Origin of the sequence: Paenibacillus prosopidis, assembly GCF_003337375.1 — a bacterium.
Taxonomy (GTDB): domain Bacteria; phylum Bacillota; class Bacilli; order Paenibacillales; family Paenibacillaceae; genus Pristimantibacillus; species Pristimantibacillus prosopidis.
Window position 1 is genome coordinate 163651 of record NZ_QPJD01000007.1, and the last position, 17333, is coordinate 180983.

General features: G+C 46.7%; 20 protein-coding genes. 8 read left to right on the top strand and 12 right to left on the bottom strand.

From position 1 onward, the window contains the following. Positions 1-91: 91 nt before the first annotated feature. The 3 genes from DFP97_RS12600 to DFP97_RS12610 are packed head-to-tail and all read left to right on the top strand — an operon-like array spanning position 92 to position 3285. Positions 92-1312 carry a phenylacetate--CoA ligase family protein gene (locus DFP97_RS12600; RefSeq protein ID WP_114380343.1) on the top strand — a complete coding sequence of 407 codons (1221 nt, stop codon included), beginning with the start codon at positions 92-94 and terminating at the stop codon, positions 1310-1312. Between the two features lie 15 nt (positions 1313-1327). Continuing rightward, positions 1328-2299 carry a 2,3-diaminopropionate biosynthesis protein SbnA gene (gene sbnA, locus DFP97_RS12605; RefSeq protein ID WP_114380344.1) on the top strand — a complete coding sequence of 324 codons (972 nt, stop codon included), beginning with the start codon at positions 1328-1330 and terminating at the stop codon, positions 2297-2299. A 5-nt stretch (positions 2300-2304) separates the two neighbouring features. Continuing rightward, positions 2305-3285, top strand: coding sequence for a 2,3-diaminopropionate biosynthesis protein SbnB (locus DFP97_RS12610; RefSeq protein ID WP_114380345.1), 981 nt, complete (start codon positions 2305-2307; stop codon positions 3283-3285). 63 nt (positions 3286-3348) lie between these two features. Here the strand turns inward: DFP97_RS12610 and DFP97_RS12615 are convergent, their stop codons facing one another. Further along, positions 3349-3720 (bottom strand): hypothetical protein, encoded by a 372-nt coding sequence (locus tag DFP97_RS12615; protein WP_114380346.1) that lies wholly within the window; start codon positions 3718-3720, stop codon positions 3349-3351. Between the two features lie 251 nt (positions 3721-3971). Here DFP97_RS12615 and DFP97_RS12620 point away from each other — a divergent pair, with 251 nt between their 5' ends. Continuing rightward, the gene (locus tag DFP97_RS12620) at positions 3972-4379 is read left to right on the top strand and encodes a DUF1761 domain-containing protein (RefSeq protein ID WP_181873492.1); all 408 of its coding nucleotides are present in this window, start codon (positions 3972-3974) and stop codon (positions 4377-4379) included. 227 nt (positions 4380-4606) lie between these two features. Here DFP97_RS12620 and DFP97_RS12625 read toward each other — a convergent pair whose 3' ends face one another. Further along, entirely contained in the window at positions 4607-4843 is a 237-nt protein-coding gene (locus DFP97_RS12625) for a DUF6953 family protein (RefSeq protein ID WP_114380348.1), read from the bottom strand. Positions 4844-5155: 312 nt separating this feature from the next. Between DFP97_RS12625 and DFP97_RS12630 the strand changes: the two genes are divergently transcribed. Next, positions 5156-5605 carry a MarR family winged helix-turn-helix transcriptional regulator gene (locus DFP97_RS12630; protein WP_181873493.1) on the top strand — a complete coding sequence of 150 codons (450 nt, stop codon included), beginning with the start codon at positions 5156-5158 and terminating at the stop codon, positions 5603-5605. Between the two features lie 145 nt (positions 5606-5750). Then, entirely contained in the window at positions 5751-6245 is a 495-nt protein-coding gene (locus DFP97_RS12635) for a glutathione peroxidase (protein ID WP_114380350.1), read from the top strand. 97 nt (positions 6246-6342) lie between these two features. Here DFP97_RS12635 and DFP97_RS12640 read toward each other — a convergent pair whose 3' ends face one another. The 4 genes from DFP97_RS12640 to DFP97_RS12655 all read right to left on the bottom strand — a co-directional run bounded on the left by DFP97_RS12640 (position 6343) and on the right by DFP97_RS12655 (position 10423). After that, positions 6343-6708 (bottom strand): hypothetical protein, encoded by a 366-nt coding sequence (locus DFP97_RS12640; RefSeq protein WP_245976174.1) that lies wholly within the window; start codon positions 6706-6708, stop codon positions 6343-6345. Positions 6709-6780: 72 nt separating this feature from the next. Continuing rightward, a complete protein-coding gene (locus DFP97_RS12645; RefSeq protein WP_114380352.1) occupies positions 6781-7722 on the bottom strand; it encodes a pyridoxamine 5'-phosphate oxidase family protein in 942 nt (313 codons plus the stop codon). Between the two features lie 129 nt (positions 7723-7851). Further along, entirely contained in the window at positions 7852-8475 is a 624-nt protein-coding gene (locus DFP97_RS12650; protein ID WP_114380353.1) for a CGNR zinc finger domain-containing protein, read from the bottom strand. Between the two features lie 133 nt (positions 8476-8608). Next, positions 8609-10423: a helix-turn-helix transcriptional regulator gene (locus tag DFP97_RS12655; RefSeq protein WP_114380354.1), complete on the bottom strand. Its 1815-nt coding sequence runs from the start codon at positions 10421-10423 to the stop codon at positions 8609-8611. Positions 10424-10611: 188 nt separating this feature from the next. Here DFP97_RS12655 and DFP97_RS12660 point away from each other — a divergent pair, with 188 nt between their 5' ends. Beyond that, positions 10612-11418 carry a carbonic anhydrase gene (locus DFP97_RS12660; protein ID WP_114380355.1) on the top strand — a complete coding sequence of 269 codons (807 nt, stop codon included), beginning with the start codon at positions 10612-10614 and terminating at the stop codon, positions 11416-11418. An 85-nt stretch (positions 11419-11503) separates the two neighbouring features. Here the strand turns inward: DFP97_RS12660 and DFP97_RS12665 are convergent, their stop codons facing one another. Continuing rightward, the gene (locus DFP97_RS12665) at positions 11504-12802 is read right to left on the bottom strand and encodes a histidine--tRNA ligase (protein WP_342773272.1); all 1299 of its coding nucleotides are present in this window, start codon (positions 12800-12802) and stop codon (positions 11504-11506) included. A 245-nt stretch (positions 12803-13047) separates the two neighbouring features. Next, positions 13048-13194, bottom strand: a complete 147-nt coding sequence (locus tag DFP97_RS12670) for a helix-turn-helix domain-containing protein (RefSeq protein ID WP_220271157.1) — start codon at positions 13192-13194, stop codon at positions 13048-13050. A gap of 8 nt (positions 13195-13202) precedes the next feature. On the opposite strand from DFP97_RS12670, the gene DFP97_RS12675 reads away from it, so the two are divergent. Continuing rightward, entirely contained in the window at positions 13203-13976 is a 774-nt protein-coding gene (locus DFP97_RS12675; RefSeq protein WP_114380356.1) for an NmrA family NAD(P)-binding protein, read from the top strand. 65 nt (positions 13977-14041) lie between these two features. On the opposite strand, the gene DFP97_RS30730 is transcribed toward DFP97_RS12675, so the two are convergent. From DFP97_RS30730 to DFP97_RS12690, 4 genes are all read right to left on the bottom strand, one after another. Next, positions 14042-14191, bottom strand: a complete 150-nt coding sequence (locus tag DFP97_RS30730; RefSeq protein WP_181873494.1) for a hypothetical protein — start codon at positions 14189-14191, stop codon at positions 14042-14044. Positions 14192-14274: 83 nt separating this feature from the next. Next, entirely contained in the window at positions 14275-14805 is a 531-nt protein-coding gene (locus DFP97_RS12680) for an acyltransferase (RefSeq protein WP_114380357.1), read from the bottom strand. A gap of 99 nt (positions 14806-14904) precedes the next feature. Further along, on the bottom strand, positions 14905-15318 hold the full coding sequence (locus DFP97_RS12685; RefSeq protein ID WP_114380358.1) for a DUF2203 domain-containing protein: 414 nt from the start codon (positions 15316-15318) through the stop codon (positions 14905-14907). Between the two features lie 644 nt (positions 15319-15962). Continuing rightward, entirely contained in the window at positions 15963-17306 is a 1344-nt protein-coding gene (locus DFP97_RS12690) for a NosD domain-containing protein (protein ID WP_114380359.1), read from the bottom strand. Positions 17307-17333: the final 27 nt, after the last annotated feature.

The following is a 17333-nucleotide window of genomic DNA, read 5'->3' on the forward strand; positions in this document are numbered from 1 at the left end:
TGTCGGCATAAGCCGAACCAACAAGCTGTTTCGACATATGCTTAAGTAACTCGTTCAGCTGATATGCTGTCTTTTAGGAGGCTCAGATTGCATGTTGCGATTAAACACGCTTCAGCAGCAAATCGATCTAATTTGCCGTTTCCACCCTTGGTATGGCGCTCTGCTTACGCAAAAAGGGATAGACCCTCGGCATACGGAGCTTTCCGAGCTTCCGCTAATGACAGAGGATATTTTGGCGCATTATTATTTCACGCAAGAAAGCAGGACAGAGGCTGGCTTGTCCGTATACAAGACTTCAGGCACCTCATCGGGCATTCGCAAGGCGATCTACTATTCGGAGGAAGACGATGAAAGCTATATAGAAAGCAAGACGGCGTGCTTTCAGGAATGGCTTGAAGGCAGCTTGGCCGATGTAAAAAAAGCGCTGGCGGATATGGGAACCGGACACGCGGCCAGCACGGCGCTGACGATCTTCGGGCGGCTTGGCTTGCAAGCAGATTCATTGTCGTATGCTTTGCCGATCGAAGATCATATCGAAGGGCTTCAACGTTTTCAGCCGGATCTGCTTTATACGATGCCGTCCATCTTGGATGCTATCGTTGCCGCTGCGCCGGAGCCGGGCCATTTTGGCATAAAGAAAATAATCCTCGTTGGCGAAATCGCGCCCCTCGAATGGCAGGCGAACATGGCTGAGCGGTTCGGTATCGGGACAGGCGATATTTTGGATACGTACGGCTCGATCGAGATCGGTGCCATCGCCTCCTACTCGCATGTGCTTGGTCAGTACGTCATTACGGACGGCATTTATGCGGAAGCTGTGCCCGCCGAGCAAATCGATCCGCGGTTTGAGCCCTTGCAGGACAACGAAGCCGTTCTTGTGCTCACTTCATACGTGCGCTCTATGTTCCCGGCTATACGGTTCGTCACCTACGATGTCGTGCGCGACTTTCAAACGGTTGAGGTGAACGGTCAGCGGAGGCAATGCTTCAGCTGTATTTCGAAACGAATCGGAACGGATCTGAAGCACGGCGAGAAGATCAGCTTGTATGATATCGAAAACGTTGTGAACCAATTTGTTAAGGATGCGGAGCTTCGTGTACGGCTGCGTGACAATAAGCTCTCCGTTCGTATCAAAAGCAAATCTCTGAGAGAGGAGCTGCTCGTTCATATTCAGAACGCTATTGAGCATAAAATTGCGGAGATCGGTCAAATGATTCAAAACCGCATGCTTTCCGGCATAGAGGTGACACGCGCAGCGGAGGATGAACAGCTTGAGCGCGGGACGGTGAAATCCAAAAAACTTTATTTCTAAGAGGTGCTGCAGCCTGTGAGGAAAAATTTGTTGTCTATAATCGGAAATACGCCGCTCATTCAGCTGTCAAACCTATTTACGGGTGACCGCGGCATTCAAGTGCATGCCAAGCTCGAGCTGATGAATCCGAACGGCAGCGCCAAGGACCGTTCCGCTTTGCGCATCATTACGGCCGCATGGGACGAAGGATTAATTAAACCCGGCTCGGTTATTGTAGAGTCGAGCTCAGGTAATATGGCCATTAGCCTCGCGGCTATATGCTCCTATCTCGGCATGCGGTTCATAAGCGTCATTGATCCGAAGACGACGGAACAGAACATCCGGATTATGCAAACGTATGGTGCGGAAATCGAGTATGTTGCCGAGCCTGATGCTGCGACGGGCGAGTTTCTGCCCGCCCGGCTGCAGCGGGTCCAGCAGCTGCTGGACCGCATCCCGAACAGCTATTGGCCGAATCAATACGCGAACAAGTACAACTATTTATCCCATTATGAAGGTACGATGAGTGAAATTGCAGCGCAGCTGGAGCGTGTCGATTACGTGATAGGCGGCGTCAGCACCTGCGGTACGATGCTTGGCTGCGCCAAATATATAAACGACCATGGTCTTCCGACAAAAGTCGTTGCCGTCGACGCGGCAGGCAGCGTTATTTTTGGCGGGGCGAAGGCCAGCCGCCGGTTTCCCGGTCTTGGCGCAGGGATTGTCCCCCCTTTCGGCCAGACCAAATTCATGGACCGTGCCATTAACATAACGGACCTGGACATGGTTATCGCCTGCAGAATGCTCGTCCGGAAGGAATCGATTTTGGTCGGCCCCTCCTCGGGCGCAGTTATTTCCGCCATGAAAGCGATCGAGCATGAAATACCGGACGACTCGGTGTGCGCCGTTATTTTGCATGACCGTGGAGAGCGTTATATGGATACGGTATATAACGATGCATGGGTGGAGCAGCAATTCGGCAAAAACATTTTACAATCGAAAGGATAGTGTCCGTGCTATATCTCGGTGATGAACATATACGCAGCATTGGATTGCACTGGGAGCAGCTTGTTGATTGCGTGGAAGATGCGGTACAGGTCGTTGATTCGGGCGACTATGCACAGCCGCTAAAGCCTTACTTACGTTACAAAAACCCGCAAAACCGGATCATTGCCATGCCCGCCTACGTCGGAGGGCCGGTACAGACGGCCGGAATGAAATGGATCGCCAGCTTTCCGGGCAATATCGATGAAGGTTTGCCGCGGGCGCACAGCATTACGCTCTTAAATAAAGCCGATACCGGCTTGCCCTATGCTATGCTTAATACGCCATTGCCAAGCGCTGCACGAACGGCAGCCGTTAGCGGCCTGCTCATTCGTCATTATTTGAAGGCTAATGCGGCGCGGCGGTTCCGGCTAGGCATCATTGGCTTCGGTCCGGTGGGACGGCTTCATTACGATATGTGCTGCCAGCTGTTCGGCAGCCGGTTGGACGCGGTATACGTATACGATATTCGCAGCCCGGCTCTGGACAGTCCGGATCTCAGCAGCGTCCCGAAGGAATTACGCAGCCGGACGAAGCTCTCTGGCAGCTGGCAGCAGTTATATAGCGAATGTGATCTCATAATTACGTGTACGGTAAGCAGCCAGAGATATATTGACCAACCTCCCGCTCCGGGAAGCCTGCTGCTTGATGTGTCGCTCCGGGACTATTCGTCCGCTGCTATCGGCGGTATTGAAGCCATTATTGTGGACGACTGGGAAGAGGTTTGCCGGGAAAATACCGATATTGAGCTGCTGCACCGGGAGTGCGGGTTAACGAAGGCGGATACCCGCTCATTAGCGGATGTTGTATGCCGCAGTGCGCTGACGGCGTTCCGGCCAGAGGACCCCGTGTTATTTTGCCCTATGGGTATGGCCGTGTTCGATATAGCTGCTGCTCATTATTTCGTTATGCGGGCGGAAGCGCTCGGCATTGGCATTCGGGTAAAGTGACCGGCTCCTGAAACAAAAAGAAAGGCAGTTAGCGTGTCGCGGGCGCTATCTGCCTTTCTTCCATTAACGGCTTACCGGACCCAACCGATTATGGTAAAAGGGAAATGGTTTGGATTGATCATCGGCTTGGACGGAATCATTTTGAATGGCTTTCAGCGTATCCGTCAGCTCCATAAACCAGGCTTCATCCCATGTAGCCAGTGCCATATCGATTAAATTTTGGACAAGCTGGGCATCATCTAACGTAAGCTCCTGCATCTTTTTGAGCCAATGCTCACGTACCGCAACGATTTTCCCTTTTACATCTTCATTATCAGAATGAACGACATACACAGTTGCGAATCCTTGTACGGCATCGATCGACTGAATAAACCCTTGGATGAGCTCTCCGTCTTTCGTTTTGCCCTTTACCCAGTCACTTATATTCAATTTCATCCTTCTACACCACCTATCCATAATAGTAAGGAGATACGTTAACTGTAATAAATTTAAATACATTTGGAGTAAAAAAGTAGACGATGCACTTTTCGTTAACCGTACCGTCTTGTTTGCGTTACTCTTACTGTAAGTTTAATAGTTACAGTTTGATTTGTCAAGTTATCGTATCGTCTAAATATCGCACTGACGAACTATGCTTCTTTCTGATAAGATGGAGATGCTTTATGATACGAAGGAGGAAAATAGGCATGGTAAATTTAGCGGAAGTTAATTATTTAGCCGTATTGATTGCCACCGTTGCGACGATGGCACTCGGCTTCTTGTGGTATTCCCCGGTTTTGCTGGGCAATGCTTGGGTGAAGCAGCGCGGCATGAAAATGGAGGACATCTCAGGCGGGGGGCCGCTCACTTATGTATTGACAGCGTTAACCGCACTTGGCGGCGCGTTTATTTTGGCGCTATTGCTGACGCTTGCAGATGAAGCTACGGTGGCGGCCGGTTTGATCGTCGGACTTCTGGTCGGCATAAGCGTATCACTTAAAATCGGCATGAACTACCTGTTCGAAGGACATAAGCTGGGCCTGTATTTCATCACGATCGGCTACCACCTCGTGTCGTATGCGATAGCTGGTCTGATCATCGGCTGTATGCAGTAGTAAGCTAGTGAAGCTGCTCTCGACTCAACTACATAATTAACGAAAAAAAGAGGCGCTATTCGCTTATTTTGAGGAAAAAAGTTACATTAGCGGAATGAATCGGCGTTATTCACCCAGTTAAGCCACTTTAAAGTGACGATTGGCCGGTATAACGCCTTAAATTTCCGCTATTATTTGCAGCAATCCCGCAAGGCCCCCCCATTTCCGCCGTAACTTCCTCTCGCCGCTTAACTCCAGCCCCAGAAAAAGCCGTCTCTCTCCCAAGCCGCCTTGCCGCGGTGCAGCTTACGGAATGCCTTCTTCACTTCTTTGTCGATCGATTGGTTGCCGTGCTCATTCACATAGATAAACGATTCGCCAAAGTGGCTCTTAATATGCTCAACTGCAGCGCTTTGATGCAAAATACCAGCGGATTTCACCTCGTTCAGCATCCATTCTGCAACATCATCAGCGGTATAGGCCATTTTTTTCACTCCCTGTTCCGTTTCATTTACAAGTGTATTCTGAATTACATTTTGGGCAATTAGGCATCTCCATCATTATTTCATTTCCTCCATCAGGTATGTTCATTCAAATTTATAAGAAGTATTTTCAAATTCCTTATATACTGTCATAGTCTTCTCCTATTGACAACCCTTTCTCAAAAACCTGCCCTCACATTGACAGCATATTTCCATTCCACTATATTATATTTATTGCAATTTAATTTAGCTAAATTTAGTGGCATTGAAGATTTAACACACTAAATAAAACCCCTTCCTATGGAGGCCAATAACATGGATAACAACGAAACGTTAAAACTAGATAATCAAATCTGCTTTGCCTTTTATGCATGCTCCCGCGAAATAACGAAGCTTTACCGTCCAATTCTTGAAGAATTAGACCTGACGTATACACAGTATGTCACAATGCTCGCCTTGTGGGAGCAGGACCATGTGACGGTCACAGCGCTAGGCAATAAGCTTTATCTGGATTCCGGCACCTTAACCCCCCTGCTTAAAAAGCTGGAAGCAGCCGGGCTCATTACGCGTACGCGCGACCGAAACGATGAACGCAGCGTACTCGTTGAGCTTACCAAGCAAGGAAAAGCATTGAAGGAGAAGGCCGTCGGCATTCCCGCTCAATTAGCCTGCAAGCTCGACGCTAAGCCGGAAGAAGCAGCGTTGCTGCTTGATCAAATGCATGATTTTCTACGCAAAATCCAACAAAGCGGCGCTAAAGGCTAGTTAAAAAACCCCCTACTGCACCCTAGGAGCAGTAGGGGATTTTTATGATTCAGACCATCTATCCCGCGCTACATTGACATCATCATATATATTATGTAAAATTAAATTTTATAAAATATAAACTTCTTGCCAGGAGGATTTTCATATGTCACTTTACAATATTGAAGTAAAAACGATCAGAGGAGAAACACAAACGCTTGCGCCCTATAAAGGGCAAGTTATGCTTATCGTGAACACGGCTACCAAATGCGGCTTTGCTCCGCAATTCAAAGGGCTGCAGAAGCTGCATGATACTTACAAGGGTCAAGGCTTTTCCGTTTTAGGATTCCCTTCGGGACAATTTGCCAATCAGGAGCCAGGCAGTGATAACGAAGTTGCAGAGGCGTGCGAAATCAATTTTGGAGTCAATTTCCCCCTCTTTGCTAAAATTGATGTGAACGGCAGCAATGCGCATCCGCTTTTCCAATACTTGACGTCTGAAGCCCGTGGTTTTCTCGGATCCAAGTCCATCAAATGGAACTTCACTAAATTCCTGATTGACCGGAACGGTAAAGTGCTAAAGCGCTTCGGTTCAACCGACACACCCGAGCAAATTGAAAGCCACATTCAAAAGCTGCTTAGTGTGCCAACGCACGTTTAATGTTGTTTTCAATTCAATGCTGTATTTCTGGTACAAAAACAAAAGCCTTTGGAGCTCATTCCAAAGGCTTTTATTGATGAAAGTCCCTGCTAAACTCCTATAGAACTATTGGGAAAAACCCATCTTTTATATACTGTCCAAAGGGGATATGACCTTCTGCCTTTTGATCGCCAACAAGCGAAACTCCGGCCCCTTTAACCTCTTCTTCCACTTCAAAAAAATTCGAGCAAGCTTGGCACCCGCCTTTGATAATCCCCTTTTTCATCACTTGTTTATAAAGTGCATTCATCGGATGATCCGCCTTGCTGAATTGACCAGGCCATTGTGTACCTAATCCATCAAAGAGAATTTCCACCTCAAATCCTTCTTCATACAGTTCTTGCCCATATAGTAATCCATGAATTGCTTTGCCCACATCCTGTTGATTCGCTTGAATAATGATGACATACTTGTTTGCTGTCAATTTTGTTCCTCCTCTGAAAATCATGTATTGTAATGGATTTATACTTTATGACTGACCTGGGTGAAAACACCCTCACCTCCCCTTAAGATTCACCAGTGATGGGTTCGCAGGAGAGAACTCCATAAACTCCCATGATAATGCAGTGCTGTTTTCGGTGATAAGTGCTTCGTCCAGCTCGAAACGTATGATTCGCTCCGCCGAAGGATACAGATTGATCTGTTCTTCGTCCCAAATAATTGTAGACCGTCCTGTAAGCTGAAACGAATGTCCGAAATTAAAATCAATAAATAAGAGCCCGGTATGAGGATTACTGTAGATGTTCCCCAGTGTATTGAACATCGAGTTCCCAAAATAATCAGGGAAAATAAGTGTTCGATCATCAACGATATGCACAAAACCTGGTGACCCTCCTCGGTGCGAAGCGTCAACTTTTCCCTCTAAGCTGCTGCTTGCAATGAAGAACGTGTCCGCCGTGCTAATCCACTCCCGCGCCCTGGCGCTGAGGTGGTTCATTCGAATTATAGTTCGGGTCTTTCTATGGCTAACTGCGGTTGGGAGAATGACTCGTTTCTGAATGTATTTGGGGCAGTTCCCATAGACCTGCTCAGCCAAGACCTTTAGCCTTTGGTTACCATCGATGTATCCTGTTCCGTTCAAGCGCAATCGGATCCGCTTCGATAAATCAATAACTAACAGACCTACATCCCGATTCATACTAAGGTTGTTAGCAAGTGGATCACCCTCAACCGGAAGAGTCTCTAGGTGTAAAGTAACCTCATCCTCAACGGTGATGAAGCCCGGAGCTCCTGTCAGAAACGAGCACCACGTTCTTTTCTGTTCATCTTGCGAGGCTACGACAGCTAAAGTCTGGCTAGTTAGAAAAGGAACAGCTCCTTTCGGTATGCTATTTCGAATAGAGCGGCCGTTTTGCTCCGCCACGATGGAAACCCCGGCCAATTGCTGAACAGTTAATTCCCCAGTATGATACGGATCGGTCATATTAACACCTCGCATTTTATTAACCACCTATATCTTATTAAGGGTATTATATATGAAAGCATTTAACCTGTAAACATTGATTTTAGGGATTAAAAAAACGAGCTTTAGAATTAGATTCTAAAACTCGTGCTTTATTTTTTTTCGTTATTTATTTAATTGATTCTGCTGCCGCTCTAAATAAGCTGCTACCTTCATGCGGTTTCCGCAAGTTTTTGGACTACACCAACGTCGTGTGTTATTTTTGCTGTTGTCATAAAAATAAAGCACACACGCTGGATTCTCACATTTTTTAACCAAGGCTAGGTCATGGGTGACAAAAAAATCGATTGCCGCTTCTGCAACGGGAACAAGAAGGTCTAGAGGCTTTTGAAACATAACATGTTTTTTTTCCCTGATAAAGCCATCATCGCTCTGAACAAGCTCTGAGATAACCGCATGCTGTTTAACTAATTGGTTAATGAATTGAATACTGGCGTCTGGGGCTTTTTCACCTATCTTTCTCTTTTCGATGATGGTTAGCAGATAACTCCGCAGCTCAGCCGCAGATTCCAGCACTTTGACACCTTGGACCGTATCTCCCCATTTTTGTTCGTACAACTTCACTTCTTCTAACGTTATAAAGCTGACTTGCCTTAGCCAATCTAGCAGATCGGCGAAAGTGTTAAGCAGGTCTAATGGTTGGCCTTTCACTGCGATCTTCGTATTCACAAAATCCAAAACAGGGTGATTACCAATAAAATAAAAGCCAGGTATGATTTTCTTAGGCATCTATTTGTCGCGTCTCCTCGGGAATTCCATAATTGCTTAATATCAACCCATTATATAGGCATACCCTTTGATATTCCAATCGGGGTTATCTCAAGGAAAGCCGAATAAAAAGCGGCAGCTTTGATCAATACACCTAGTTATCGGTCAACAAGCCTTCCGTACGCGCCTTCTCCACCGCGTCCTCGCGATTGCTGACGCCCAGCTTGCCGTAAATCGTAGAAATGTAATTGCGCACCGTTCCTTCGGACAAGAACAGCTTTGCCGCCAACGTCTTATAACGCATCCCCGAATCCAGATACTGCAATATCTCCATCTCGCGTTTCGTTAATCCGTAAAGAAATCGATCCACAGCGGTGGGCTCGGCGACCTCGGAAACTCGATCGAACCTCTCGAGCATTTTGGCCGTGATCTCCCGATTAATCGCGGTTCCCCCCGAATGGACGAGGCGTACTGTCTCAATGAGCTCCTGCAATTGCGCCGACTTCAGGCAGTACCCGTCAGCGCCGTTCTTTAAAGCGGTTAGGGCCTGATCCAAATCATCGAAAGTGGACATCATCAACACCTTGATTCCCGGATAAGCTTGCTTGATTGTCTGTAAAGCGGAAATTCCGTCCATGACCGGCATTTGCATGTCCATGAGAACCAGATCCGGATTCGTTTGTTCGCAGACCCTAATAGCCTCAAGACCGTTCCCGGCGGTAGACGCTACATGGATCCCGTCCTCGTTCTCCAACAAGGCCTTTAGTCCTTCCAGTACGATCGGCTGGTCGTCCACTATGACGACATGAATGACTTGCTTGGTTTCCGGCGATTGATACGGCAGGGAGCAAGTCACGATCGTTCCGTTCTGAGAATCGGACTGGACCTGTAGGCTTCCGTTCAAGGCCTCGAGCCTCTCCCGCATACCCGTTATGCCGAATCCGGGCTGCAAAGCTTCAAGTCCCGTTCCGTTATCCCGGATCTGCAGCACAATGCGATCCTTCTCGAAGCGAAGGATTACGGTGATACGATCCGCCTGGCCGTGCCGAACCGAATTGGTCAGCGTCTCTTGCAAACAGCGCATGAACGTGAACCGGCCTGGCCGATGTACAGGAATAGGATCCCCCGACTGTTCCAGCTCAATCTTCACGCCGGTCTGCTGCGCAAAGGCCCTAGCGATATCATCCAGCAGCACCGGAAGCGGCAAGTCCGTTTGTTCCGTTTGAATTTCGTGAATATTCCTGCGAATGTCCTCGAAGCCCGCCCTCGTCAGGGACAGGAGCGTTTCAATCTTACTCTTCTCCGTGCCGGGAGCCATCGACGCGCGAATCGACTCCATACCCATGATCATGGTCGTGAGCATGTGTCCGATCGTATCGTGCATTTCGCGCGAAAGCCGGTTGCGCTCCTCAAGAAGCGTTATTTTCTCAATCTGCTTTATATTTTGCTCCAACATTCTGTTCTGCTCTTCGATGATTTTGCTTTGCTTAGTCGAAGTAATAAGTAAACGAAAGGCATAGCCCAATCCGTAAGCAACGCAATAATTGAAAATAATCCCGAACACGACGGTATCCCAAGAGTAATAGTTCATATGCCAACCGAGCCATGCCGGAAAAGCGAGGGCTGTCAAAGGAGCCAGCCATATGAACGCATAACCGGGGCTATTGTAACCGATCATGAACGAAATCGGAAGGAGATACAAATGGGTGTCCGGGTGCGATTTATTCAGCAGGAACAGGATCACTCCGGGAAGCAACAGCTCGCACGCAACATACAGATGTTGATTGATCCGCATCACCAGATACGGAACGGATATGACAATGAAAGCAATAACCATCTTAATCCAGAACGGAAAGTTCCACTGCCCCTCCACTTCCCATAATAGCCCAATGATAGAAATGCACCAGCAAATCCTGAGCGCAATCATGAACCAATCGTACCATTCCCATCGTGTTATCAGACCGCGCATGACGTTACCTCCAAGTTACTTCGTTACATTCGATTATATAACGTTGTCACGTTGTCAGTAAAATCATATGACAATCTATCATAGGGAAAGAGTGACGTTTTATAACTGGACGATATGATTCTCGTTTAAATACTATGGTTGTGGAATCTTCCAAGATGAACTTAACCGAAGAAACGAGGAGAATGTCAATGAACAGAAACACAGTAATTCGTGGAATGATGGCTGTTGCACTTACTCTGCAGCTGGCGGCGTGCGCTGCTCAGAATAGCGCAATACCCGGCGCCGGCACCGGTGCAACTGCAACGAAGCCCGCCCACTGGTCCTACTCGGGCGAGACGGGCCCTGCCAAATGGTCGGCCCTGGATAAGCAATATGCCGCATGCGCGAATGGAACCGAGCAGTCCCCTATCGATATTGAGCTTTCTCAATTAAAAGTGGACAAAGAGTTAGGCAAATTCGAGACCAATTATAAACCGACCGCCTTCACTCTGATGAACAACGGGCATACCATTCAAGCGAATGACGCATCCGGCAGCAATACCATTACCATTGAAGGCAAAGATTATACGCTCGTTCAACTGCATTTCCATAAACCTAGCGAAAACCAGATCAACGGTAAAACTTTCGATATGGAGATGCATCTTGTACACAAGAATAGTGAAGGCAAACTTGCCGTGCTCGGCGTTCTAATCAAGTCAGGCAGTGAAAACAAACAACTGGCGGAAATGTTCTCGAAGCTTCCGAAGGAAGAGACCAAGGAAGATCTCAAGCTGAATCAAGTCATTGATTTGAACGCGCTGCTGCCACAAGATAAGAAAGCATTCCGATACAAAGGCTCGTTGACGACGCCTCCTTGCTCGGAAGGGGTGGACTGGACCGTGCTGGAGGAACCGATTGAACTATCCGAGAAGCAGATCCAGGCGTTCGGCGCTATTTTCTCCGACAATCATCGCCCTGTCCAGCCGCTCAACGGCAGAACGGTTGCTACCCAATAATGCCTGCGACCGCTGCGGTATCGCCGTCTGCGGTCGCCCTTCTTCACCATAAGTGCTAGCAAAAGCAGCCCATAATGGTTTATGTTCAGATGGATGACAGCCATTTGTCCGCTATTAAATAGATCGCTTCATCCATAGACACTTCTATCTCCGTTCTTTCTTCCATATCCTTCAGACGTACCTTTCCAGCCTTCCATTCACTTTCCCCCAGCAGCAGCACGTACCGAATTCCGCTTGACGATACGGACGCGAGTATATTTTTCAGCTTCCGCCCGCTGGTATCCAATCTTGCCCGCACTCCATTTGCGCGAAGCGCAGCCGCTGTCTGCAGCACCTCCACCGCCGTAACCCCAACGGGCACAATGACAACAGAAGCAGCTGTTTTCTCTATGCAACGGTTTTCGAGCAATGCCATAATCGACTCCATCCCGAACGATAATCCGACTGCAGGAAATGCGCTGTCCTCCGTGCCGACCAGTTGTCCAATGATCGCATCGTACCGTCCACCTCCGCCCAAGCTCGAAGATAAGCCGCCCGCTGCATCAAAAATTTCATACACGGTTCCTGTATAGAACGAGAGCCCGCGTGATAGAAAGGGGTCAAACACGCAGACCTGTTCGAGTCCAAGGGTTCGAATCATCTCCTGCAATGCGTATGCCTCCAAGGCACCCCTCCTTTCCCTAATACCATATTTGTCCGCAGCCTCCTCCAAAGACGGATTTCCCCCTTCCACCCACTCTAAAATGGCATCTGTCACACCAGCGTCCAATCCTTTATCAGCAAGCTCTTTCTTGACGCCGTTTAATCCGATTTTCGCAAGCTTATCAAGCGTCAGCATAACCGATAGCGCATCCTTATCAGGAACACCTACAGCTGCAAGCACTTCACCCAAAAAACGTCGATTATTCCACCTCAACACTATAGGTATGTCCAGCTTCCGAAATACATCAACCGCCAACTGCATTAACTCAGCTTCCGCCTCTGGTCCCTTTATACCGGCAACGTCAACATCGCATTGCAAAAATTCACGCATTCTCCCCCGTTTTACGGGCCCATCACGAAACACCTTTCCGATCTCGTATCGTTTGAACGGAAATTCAAGGCTCGGATTTAGCGCAATAACCTTTGCAAAAGGAATGGTCAAATCATAGCGGAGTCCTAATTGGCGTCCACCCTGGTCATTTAACCGGTACATTTCCTTTACGATCTCTTCGCCGCCGGCATATTTTGAGGTCAGGAAATCGAGCTCGTTTACTATTGCCGTATCCACATCCTCGAAATCATATAGCTCAAACATATCCCGAAGTGCTGCTTGGACCCTCTTCCTTAGCGCCTGTTCCTTGCCAACATAATCATTGGTGCCTTTCAGATTTTGCATAATCATAATCATCGTTCCTCCCCTTTGGCAAAATAAAAAAAACGCGCAGGACCTCTTGGTCCTGCGCGCATCGTATGCTGCAGGGAGGCCAACGCGAGAAGCGCTAGCCCACCCTGAATGTTGATCAGGTGTGCTAACGCCCGGTGAAATAATGAAGCTGATTCATTTGTATGTTGTACATCATATCGAATCCCTTCAAATGGATTAAAGCGATTATAGCGAATCATCGCCGGTCTTGCAACCGCATTTTCCTAAGCTTCGTCGGCAGGTATCTTCGCACCAGTCCAGCGGGATGGATCCAGCTTTGCGTTTTCAAGATCCAGCGTGCCCATATGCTCCATATAATCCGTTCCCCAATCGAGCAGCTGCTGCAAGACGGGAATAAGCTTCTTACCCATCGGAGTGAGTGAGTATTCAACCTTCGGCAAATGAAATTGTCGCGGTTGTCCGCAATGCGGAGAAGGCATCCGCTCTTGCAGATTTAGGCGTGGAATTGCGTCATGGCGATTATAATGACCGAGCGTCGTTGGAAAAAGCTTTTGCCAGAGCATCCAGGCTGTTATTCATTCCAAGTCCGGACGCCCACGACGAAACGCTTCGAATTCTCCAGCATGCAAATGTCGCAAAGGCAGCAAAGGATGCGAACGCCCGCCATATCATCTATTACGGCTATGCGTTTAGAGAGACGTCCCAATTGCCGCTTACTTCCACCCATGTCATTACCGAAAGAATTATTCGCACGACAAATATTCCGTTCACGTTCCTGCGCAACCCGCTTTATACGGACGTATTCGTTAATCCTCAGAGCGTCGGCGCAGCTGTCCAGTTCGTAGCGCTCGTTGCCAATGCTGGAGAAGGCGGCGTGCATACGGCCAGCCGTCATGACCTTGCGCTCGCAGGCGCTGCCGTTCTGACAGAGGATGGACACGAACTTGGACAGCTCGCCCAAACGATCGCTAACGTCTCCGGCAAAGAGGTTGTGTACAAGTCTATTTCATTTGATGAGCATAAAGCGCTTCTCGTACAAGCCGGACTTCCTGAGGGCGTTGCTGTCATGATGTCAGCGATTTACCAAAGCGTAGCCGAAGGCGAAACGTCAAAAACATCGGATGATCTGATAAATCTCATCGGCACGCTGATTCCGCTTGAAGAAGTGGTGAAGCAGTCTTTGCAAGGCTAAAAGATTTCACGACAAAGGGGCTTGGTTCCATGAACCAAGCCCCCCTTTATTTCAGTTAATTGTCTCTAATAGTTGCTCAGCTTTAATACGTGGTATTCCACTTTTCTTCTGAGCTTAAGTTTAAATTCATGATCTAAGCAATCTTCTAACAATAACATATGGTAATTACGTGATAGCTTATGCCAGTTGACCTTGATCGCGGTTAGGATCGACATAACGCATCCTCCCAATGTTTGGTGTAGTGGTACCATACACTTCGCATAAGGAGCTCCTTTTGGGTCGGTGGTCATACAATCCTTTAAGCTCTCACCCATCCATCTTCGATGATCAATTCCCGAATAATCTTCGCAGGGCTTCCTCCAACCAATACATTTTCCGGAACATCTTTATTAACCGTGCTTTTAGCCGCCACCACGGAATTATCGCCTATGGTGACTCCCGGCAAAATGGTGCAATCTGCTCCTATCCAAACATTATTCCCGATCACGATTTTTCTGGCGAGATCACTCTGGTCGGCACTGTCCAAGCGGTGGTAATTACTATCAAAAATGCTCGTTCTAGGACCAATCTTCACATTGTCACCAATCACGATTTTATGATTAGCGGCTATCCCCACTCCTGCATTTATGTATACGTTGTCTCCAATTGTCAAATTAGCCCCCTTCGTGCTTGTAAACTGGACAGCCCAGGGATGTCCTACTACGGAAAGATTTTTGCCGATCTGAATCTCCCCTACTCTATTGACATACACTTTCCCGCGCAGCTTCGGTGCTGCTTTGCCAAATTTGTAGTACCCGTTAAGCCTGTATACGATGTTTTTCAACCTCATATTGAGCCTCCGCTTCTCTTATAGTATTCTTAATGAATAATCTATAAGAGATTTTCTCACATTCTTATTCAAAATGAATAATTAATATTTACTAATAATTTATGCTTCCGGATGCGACTTTCGGCCAATGAACCCTTCATGCCAGCCATGATAATGGGTAACGCGCTCTTCGCCTTGCTTCCAGCAGATCAGCACGTCCTCCCCATCAAGCACCGCCGGAAAATCAATCAAACCGGGATTGATCATCTTCAAAAGCACACCCTTCCGCGCGAAGTTTTCAATTAAGAGATTAACCTCCATTTGCATAAAATCAAGCCGGCTTTCCAGCTCAAAAAAAGGATCCTTGCCACCCTCTGCGTAATCAGAAAACTGTTCATATTCGACTTTTTTCTTCCGGAGCTCCAGATACTCCTCCTCAAGCTGGCCCGTTAATTGCTGCAGTCTCAGCAAATCTGCTTGCAGCTGAGGCAGCAGCGCGTTCGCTTCGCTCAGCGTAAAGGTTTTATTTTCCATGACAAATCCACTCCTTATCTCTATTTAAGAATACCCTTTTGACTAGATCTTCAATGTAAGGTTTTTTAATTGCTCAAAATTAGGGACACAAGTAGAATCACTGCCGTCGCACTCGTGAAGCTGTGCGTACAAGAGTAACTTCGTGAAAGAAGCCATGTGGAGCTTCTTTGTATAGGCGATGCCCATTGCTCAAATGCAGTTTCGTGTAATCTTATCCATGGGATTGTCCTTTATTTTGGATTTGGATGGATTACTGCCTCCAATCCATTATAAAGGATTTTTTTATGGAAAAGACAGATAGAGCTCACAGTACCTTTCTTCTGAACACCGTCAATTACAAGACCATTTAGCCATCGTTCCATCTTATTCAAAGCTCGCTTATCTCTCGGATAATGCAGTAATAGAACCTTTTTTTTAATATATGAAGAAAGAAGAACTGAATCGTAAAAATTTTCTGGCAGTCTTCCTAAAGAAACATTCCTTTTTTCTGTCTACTTTATTGGCATTTATCCAAATATAGGAAATACTAAAAAAGAGGCACTTCCATCGCTTGGAAGCACCCCAAAAATTAAATGACAAGTGTCCGACTTGCAATTGAAACTTTGGAACAAAAACTACCACAAAAACATAGTTGAATATATTATTTATGCTCCTGGCGTTGGAGTGGCTCTGAATACATTTACAGTCTTGTCCATAACAACCTGTACATCACTTCCCGAATCAAGAATCGTATTTTGAAGCGATTCTTTTTCTACCAATACTGTTGTTACGGTAAGCGGCTCTGCTGCTTCGGTAGTCAACAAAGCGTCTACTTGCGCAGAGAAACAAGAATCACTTATCTTGGCATGAACCTCCGTGGCAACAACATGATTATTAGAAATATAATTTCCATTACCCGAAACAATACGTATGATTACAGGTGTTGCACCTACCGGCTTGATGTTCTGAGTATTAATTCCTTCAGAAAAGTGATTAGCAATTACAGAATTATTATTGCCACTGATATAGAGGAGACCATACAAATCATCTAAACCATTGTCTATTCCCAGAAAAGGAGTCCAAGGTTCATGGTCACGTAAAAAGTGATTTGAAGAAACCAAGTTTTCCGAACAATTTTCCCTGAATACCACCATTCCTGGATAAAATGAATGAAGTCTATTATTTGTGATACTGGAACGTGTCACACCATCAAAATAGATACTGCTCGCACCTCGTGGAAAAACATTATTCGCTGTAATCAAAAGTCCACCAAAATTTTGAGCGTAAATTGAATATCCTTTAAAACCGGCTCCTATCAAGTTATCGGTTATTTTTGAAGCCTGTCCCCACCCTCGTAGTTCTATACAGTTACCACATTCAGCTATGAAATTATCATGTATAGTCAGTGCATCTGCATGATAAATAGTAATTCCATGCTCTAAATACACAAACCCCATGCCTGTAATCCGAAATGAGTCACAAGCACTTGCAACATAAATACCCGTTTTCCCGTTAGTGTATGTGTTTTCCGGATTTGTTTCTCCTGAACCATCTTCAATAAAATGCAATCCATCAATACAAAAGTCAGAAAACTCTACCGAACTTATTCGGGGATTTCCACTTCGTTCAACATAAAATGCAGCTCCTTTATATTCCTCGTCATTTACTGCTAGGGGAATATCTACGAGTATGCGACTTCCTCCCGGCCACAATTCATGCAAGTCCGCCCATTCATTCTCAGAAGTATTAAAACGAATACTCGAAGATGTAAACCCGTGTCCAGAACCCATAATTTTAAGATAACTGATGTCTATAACTACTTGACTGCCAAGATGATAATCTCCCGGTGGAATATAGATAACCGCACCCGGCTTTCCGCCTTTATTCACATCAGTGTCCGTTTGCCTACTTTTAATATCTGCTATAATGCTATTGATTACCTCGCCAATATCCTCATACGGATTACCGACAGGCCACTCTGTTACGTCGTAATAATTTTTACTAGCCATAAATAAATTCTCCTATCAATTTAGTGT

Bases quoted from the DNA above. Each gene is read 5' to 3' on its own strand.
- DFP97_RS12645 (WP_114380352.1), bottom strand. From the start codon at position 7,722: ATGCGAGGTGTTAATATGACCGATCCGTATCATACTGGGGAATTAACT.
- DFP97_RS12625 (WP_114380348.1), bottom strand. From the start codon at position 4,843: ATGGCCTATACCGCTGATGATGTTGCAGAATGGATGCTGAACGAGGTG.
- DFP97_RS30730 (WP_181873494.1), bottom strand. From the start codon at position 14,191: ATGTCGATCCTAACCGCGATCAAGGTCAACTGGCATAAGCTATCACGT.
- DFP97_RS12680 (WP_114380357.1), bottom strand. From the start codon at position 14,805: ATGAGGTTGAAAAACATCGTATACAGGCTTAACGGGTACTACAAATTT.
- DFP97_RS12670 (WP_220271157.1), bottom strand. From the start codon at position 13,194: ATGGGTAAGAAGCTTATTCCCGTCTTGCAGCAGCTGCTCGATTGGGGA.
- DFP97_RS12660 (WP_114380355.1), top strand. From the start codon at position 10,612: ATGAACAGAAACACAGTAATTCGTGGAATGATGGCTGTTGCACTTACT.
- DFP97_RS12635 (WP_114380350.1), top strand. From the start codon at position 5,751: ATGTCACTTTACAATATTGAAGTAAAAACGATCAGAGGAGAAACACAA.
- DFP97_RS12690 (WP_114380359.1), bottom strand. From the start codon at position 17,306: ATGGCTAGTAAAAATTATTACGACGTAACAGAGTGGCCTGTCGGTAAT.
- DFP97_RS12650 (WP_114380353.1), bottom strand. From the start codon at position 8,475: ATGCCTAAGAAAATCATACCTGGCTTTTATTTTATTGGTAATCACCCT.
- DFP97_RS12600 (WP_114380343.1), top strand. From the start codon at position 92: ATGTTGCGATTAAACACGCTTCAGCAGCAAATCGATCTAATTTGCCGT.
- DFP97_RS12665 (WP_342773272.1), bottom strand. From the start codon at position 12,802: ATGATTATGCAAAATCTGAAAGGCACCAATGATTATGTTGGCAAGGAA.
- DFP97_RS12630 (WP_181873493.1), top strand. From the start codon at position 5,156: ATGGATAACAACGAAACGTTAAAACTAGATAATCAAATCTGCTTTGCC.
- DFP97_RS12685 (WP_114380358.1), bottom strand. From the start codon at position 15,318: ATGGAAAATAAAACCTTTACGCTGAGCGAAGCGAACGCGCTGCTGCCT.
- DFP97_RS12655 (WP_114380354.1), bottom strand. From the start codon at position 10,423: ATGCGCGGTCTGATAACACGATGGGAATGGTACGATTGGTTCATGATT.
- DFP97_RS12615 (WP_114380346.1), bottom strand. From the start codon at position 3,720: ATGAAATTGAATATAAGTGACTGGGTAAAGGGCAAAACGAAAGACGGA.
- DFP97_RS12620 (WP_181873492.1), top strand. From the start codon at position 3,972: ATGGTAAATTTAGCGGAAGTTAATTATTTAGCCGTATTGATTGCCACC.